The following is a 4,837-nucleotide window of genomic DNA, read 5'->3' as shown; positions in this document are numbered from 1 at the left end:
GGGCGGGGTGCGCGGGGCCGGTGGCTCGGGCCAGGCCGGCTCGGGCGGCGCGGCGGGCTGGCGGCCCGGCTGCGGTGGGGCGGGGTGGGACGCCGGGTCTGGCTCGCCAACGGGGTGCAGCAGGGTCGGTGGCAGCGCCGGATAGCTGGTGGAGGGCAGGTGCCAGCCGCTGGTGTCGGCCCCCGCCCACGGGTCCACCGGTGTCTGCTCCTCCGGTGGCGGCTCACTGGGCCGGGGCGGCAGCGGGGTGGGCTCGGCGGACTGGCCCCAGACCCGTCGCCGGGGCGGCGGTGGCGGGACCGCCGCCGACCCGCTCACCCGGTGCCCGAGCAGGTCCTCGGCCGGCCCGTCCCACACCCGGGTGCGCGGCATCCCCGGCGCACCGGCCTGGTCGGGCGGCCAGCCGGCACCCGGCCCGCTGGCCCCGGCACCGGGCGTACCCGTTCCGGCGTCCGGGACGTCGCCGGTGCCGGCGGCCCGCACGGTGCGGTCGTCGGGCTCGGCGACCCGGGTCGGGTCGACGGCGGCCGGACGGGTCCCCGCCGGATCGGTCCCGGCCAGCTCGCTCCTGGCCGGGTGGGCGGCGGTCCGGGCGGTCCCGGCCGGCTCGGTCGTGGCCGGGTCGGTCCTGGTCGGGGTGGTGGCGCGGGCGTCGGGCAAGCCGGTGTCGGCCCGCGCGGTGGGTTCGTCGGCCCGGCGCGCCGGGTGCTCCGCCCGGACGGTGTCATCCGGCGGGGTGGTGCGGTCGGCGTCCACCGTGGGCAGCTCGCGCGTGCCCTGCGGGCCGGTCCGGGGACCGGCGGTCGGTGGTGCGGGGGACGGCGGCCCGTCGGCGACCGCCGGATTCCGGCCCTCGCCCGTCGCCGGGGTGGCCCCCTCCGCCGGCCGGTCGTGTTCCGGCTGCGGCTCCGGCATCGCGGCAATCTCCTCTCGCGCCGGTTGCGAGGTTAGTACCGACGTGCCACGCCGACGCACCCGGCCGCCCGCCCGTCGGATCCGGCCAGGGGCGGGCCGTCGCGCGGCGGCGACGGAGGCGGTCGCCAGCGGTGGGTGCGGTGCGGCGCGGCGGTCGGCGGGTGGGCGCGTACCCTTGGGGTCCATGAGCGTCCCGTCGACCACGCCGCGCCCCGTCGCGACGAACTCCGTCTGGCCCCGTCTGGAGCCGCTGCTGCCCCAGGTGACCAAGCCCATCCAGTACGTCGGTGGCGAGCTGGGCGCGGTGGTCAAGGACTGGGACGCGGCGACCGTCCGGTGGGCGCTGATGTATCCGGACGCGTACGAGGTGGGCCTGCCCAACCAGGGCGTGCAGATCCTCTACGAGGTGCTCAACGAGCTGCCGGACGTGCTGGCCGAGCGGACGTACGCGGTCTGGCCGGACCTGGAGGCGCTGATGCGCGCCCACGACGTGCCGCAGTTCACCGTCGACGCGCACCGGTCGGTGCGCGACTTCGACGTCTTCGGCGTCTCCTTCGCCACCGAGCTGGGCTACACCAACCTGCTCACCGCGATCGACCTGGCCGGGATTCCGCTGCTGGCCGCCGACCGGACCGACGCCGACCCGGTGATCGTGGCCGGCGGGCACGCCGCGTTCAACCCGGAGCCGATCGCCGACTTCGTCGACGCCGCCGTGCTCGGCGACGGCGAGGAGGCGGTCCTGGAGATCACCGGGATCGTCCGGCAGTGGAAGGAGGAGGGCTCGCCCGGTGGCCGGGACGAGCTGCTCCTGCGGCTGGCCCGCACCGAGAGCGTCTACGTGCCGCGCTTCTACGACGTGGACTACCTGCCCGACGGCCGGATCCAGCGGGTCGTGCCGAACCGGGCGGACGTGCCGTTCCGGGTGCACAAGCGCACGACCATGGACCTGGACGCCTGGCCGTACCCGAAGAAGCCCCTGGTCCCGCTCGCCGAGACGGTGCACGAGCGGTTCGCGGTGGAGATCTTCCGGGGCTGCACCCGGGGCTGCCGGTTCTGCCAGGCCGGCATGATCACCCGCCCGGTGCGGGAGCGGTCGATCACCACCGTGGGGCAGATGGTGCGGGAGGGGCTGGAGTTCTCCGGCTTCTCCGAGGTGGGTCTGCTGTCGCTGTCGTCGGCCGACCACTCCGAGATCGGTGACATGTGCTCCGGCCTGGCCGAGCAGTACGCGGGCAGCAACGTGTCGCTCTCGCTGCCCTCGACCCGGGTGGACGCCTTCAACATCGACCTGGCCCAGGAGCTGTCCCGCAACGGCCGGCGGACCGGGCTGACCTTCGCCCCGGAGGGCGGGTCGGAGCGGATCCGGCGCGTGATCAACAAGATGGTGTCGAAGGAAGACCTGATCCGCACCGTGGTCACCGCGTACACCAACGGCTGGCGGCAGGTGAAGCTCTACTTCATGTGCGGCCTGCCGACCGAGACCGACGCCGACGTGCTCGAGATCGCGGACATGGCGCACGAGGTGATCCGGGCCGGCCGGGCGGCCACCGGCAGCAAGGACATCCGCTGCACGGTCTCCATCGGCGGGTTCGTGCCGAAGCCGCACACCCCGTTCCAGTGGGCCCCGATGGAGCGGCCGGAGGTCATCGACGGCCGGCTCCGGCTGCTCAAGCAGGCGATCAACGCGGACCGGTCGCTGGGCCGCGCGATCGGCTTCCGGTACCACGACGGCGAGCCGTCGCTGATCGAGGGCCTGCTGTCCCGGGGCGACCGCCGGGTCGGCGCGGTGATCCGCCGGGTCTGGGAGAACGGCGGCCGGTTCGACGGCTGGAGCGAGCACTTCTCGTACCAGCGCTGGGTGGACGCCGCCGACGAGGTGCTGCCGACCTTCGGCGTGGACCTGGACTGGTACACCACCCGCGAGCGCGAGGAACTGGAGGTCCTGCCCTGGGACCACCTCGACTCCGGCCTGGACAAGGACTGGCTCTGGCAGGACTGGCAGGACGCGCTCGGCGAGTACGAGCAGGACGACTGCCGGTGGACTCCGTGCTTCGACTGCGGGGTCTGCCCGTCGATGGACACCGAGATCCAGATCGGCCCCACCGGGAAGAAGCTGCTGCCGCTCACCCCGGTCAACAGCCTGCGGGTGCCCACCGCCTGACCCCCGCACCACCCCCACCCCCACCTGCGGTCGATCACGGAACCTGCCGGCGGCGGCCCGCCCGGGTACGCCGCCGGCTCCGTGACCGACGTGACGACCGAACGAGGAGTACGACGATCAGCAGGAAACCACAGCCGGAGGGCGGCCAGGCGCCGGTCGTCCAGCGGGTCCGGATCCGGTACGCCAAGCGTGGGCCGCTGCGCTTCACCTCGCACCGGGACTTCGCCCGCGCCTTCGAGCGCGCGCTGCGGCGGGCCGGTGTGCCGATCGCCTTCTCCCAGGGCTTCACCCCGCACCCCAAGATCTCGTACGCCAGCGCCGCGCCCACCGGGGTCGCCAGCGAGGCGGAGTACCTGGAGATCGGGCTCCGGGAGCCGGTCGACCCGGCGGCCCTGCGCGCGGCGCTGGACGCGGCGCTCTCGCCCGGCCTCGACGTGCTCGACGCCGTGGTGGCCTCGGCGGGCAGTCTCGCCGACCGGATCGAGGCGTCACGCTGGCGGATCGAGCTGCCCGGGGTGGAGCCGGAGGTGCTGGCCACGGCGGTGACGGCGTTCACCGCGGCGGCAGAGGTCCAGGTAGAGCGGATGACGAAGCAGGGCCGTCGGACGTTCGACGCCCGGAGTGCGGTGATTCACGTCGATCTGGTGGGGCCGTCGGAGACGCCTTCCGAGAACACGGCCGTACCGTGTGCGATACTCGAACTGGTCGTACGGCAGGTCACCCCGTCCGTACGGCCCGATGACGTCCTTACCGGCCTCCGCGTGGTGGCCGACCTGGAGCCGCCGGTCTCACCTCGGGTGACCCGACTGGCGCAGGGCACGCTGACCGCGCAGGGTGCGATCGTGGATCCGTTGGAGGCGGACCGCGACGGGGCAGCCATCGGCGAGCGCTGACCGACGGTCAGCGTTCGAGGCAGGCAGACTTCGGCGGTCGCGCACGTCGCGCGCTCGCGGAAACACTTTTGCGGCGACCCTGCGTGGCAGCGCTCACCCGCGCCCGGGGTAGCCAGAACTGGAGAACGTCCATGCTCGAGAACGAGCCCGAGGGCGGCGAACAGCCCGTTTCCCCGCCGGCCGGCGAGACCGCCGACACCACCACCGACACCACCGCCGCCGAGGGCGGCACCCCGGACAGCGCCGCCGCAGCGGTCGGGGCGGAGAGCCCGACCGTGACCGGTTCGGCGGAGATCGGCGCGGCCAGCGCCGCCGTCGGCGAGCCGGTCGCCGAGGCCGCGCCGAAGCGCCGGACCCGGACCACCCGCCGCAAGGTGGCCCCGGTCAGCCCGCCGGAGCAGACCGACGCTCCGGTCGAGGCGTCCAGCGCCACCGGAGCGGCCAGCGGGGAGGCACCCCAGGCCGAGGTGCTCGCCCCGGTCACCGGGGACCTGGACATCGCGCCGAAGACCCCGCGTCGCCGCCGCAAGGCCACCACCACCCAGAAGGCGGCCGAGGAGCCGCTGGTCGTCACCGGGGCGGAGGAGGCCTCCGCGGAGGTCGTACCGCCGGTCAAGGTGACCCGGACCCGCCGGAAGAAGGCCGCCGCGCCGGTCGAGCCCGTCGCCGAGGCCGCGCCGGCCCCGGCCGACGCGGACGTGGCGCCCGGCGAGCCGGTGGAGCCGGCCGCCGCCGAGCCGACCCCCGCCACCCCGGAGCCGGAGCCCACCCCCGTCACGGCGGAGCCCGCGCCCGCCGCCGGCCGGCGGCGCACCCGTAGCAGCGGTGCCCAGGCGCGCTCCGGCGAGGTGCCGCCGGGCGTCGAGCC

General features: G+C 75.2%; 2 protein-coding genes and 2 pseudogenes. 3 read left to right on the top strand and 1 reads right to left on the bottom strand.

Features of this window, described 5'->3' with window-relative positions:
• A pseudogene (locus AWW66_RS34125) lies at positions 1–915 on the bottom strand (hypothetical protein); the annotation flags it as partial.
• Between the two features lie 184 nt (positions 916–1,099).
• Between AWW66_RS34125 and AWW66_RS31315 the strand changes: the two are divergent.
• The 3 genes and pseudogenes from AWW66_RS31315 to AWW66_RS31305 all read left to right on the top strand — a co-directional run.
• Positions 1,100–3,076, top strand: coding sequence for a TIGR03960 family B12-binding radical SAM protein (locus AWW66_RS31315; protein WP_067374217.1), 1,977 nt, complete (start codon positions 1,100–1,102; stop codon positions 3,074–3,076).
• A gap of 173 nt (positions 3,077–3,249) precedes the next feature.
• A complete protein-coding gene (locus tag AWW66_RS31310; protein ID WP_083979261.1) occupies positions 3,250–3,969 on the top strand; it encodes a TIGR03936 family radical SAM-associated protein in 720 nt (239 codons plus the stop codon).
• A gap of 131 nt (positions 3,970–4,100) precedes the next feature.
• Positions 4,101–4,837: pseudogene (locus AWW66_RS31305) on the top strand (ribonuclease E/G); the annotation flags it as partial.

It is taken from the genome of Micromonospora rosaria, from assembly GCF_001567585.1.
In the GTDB taxonomy this organism is placed as follows: Bacteria; Actinomycetota; Actinomycetes; order Mycobacteriales; family Micromonosporaceae; genus Micromonospora; species Micromonospora rosaria.
This window is presented reverse-complemented; position numbering and strand designations above follow the sequence as displayed.

Bases quoted from the DNA above. Each gene is read 5' to 3' on its own strand.
- AWW66_RS31315 (WP_067374217.1), top strand. From the start codon at position 1,100: ATGAGCGTCCCGTCGACCACGCCGCGCCCCGTCGCGACGAACTCCGTC.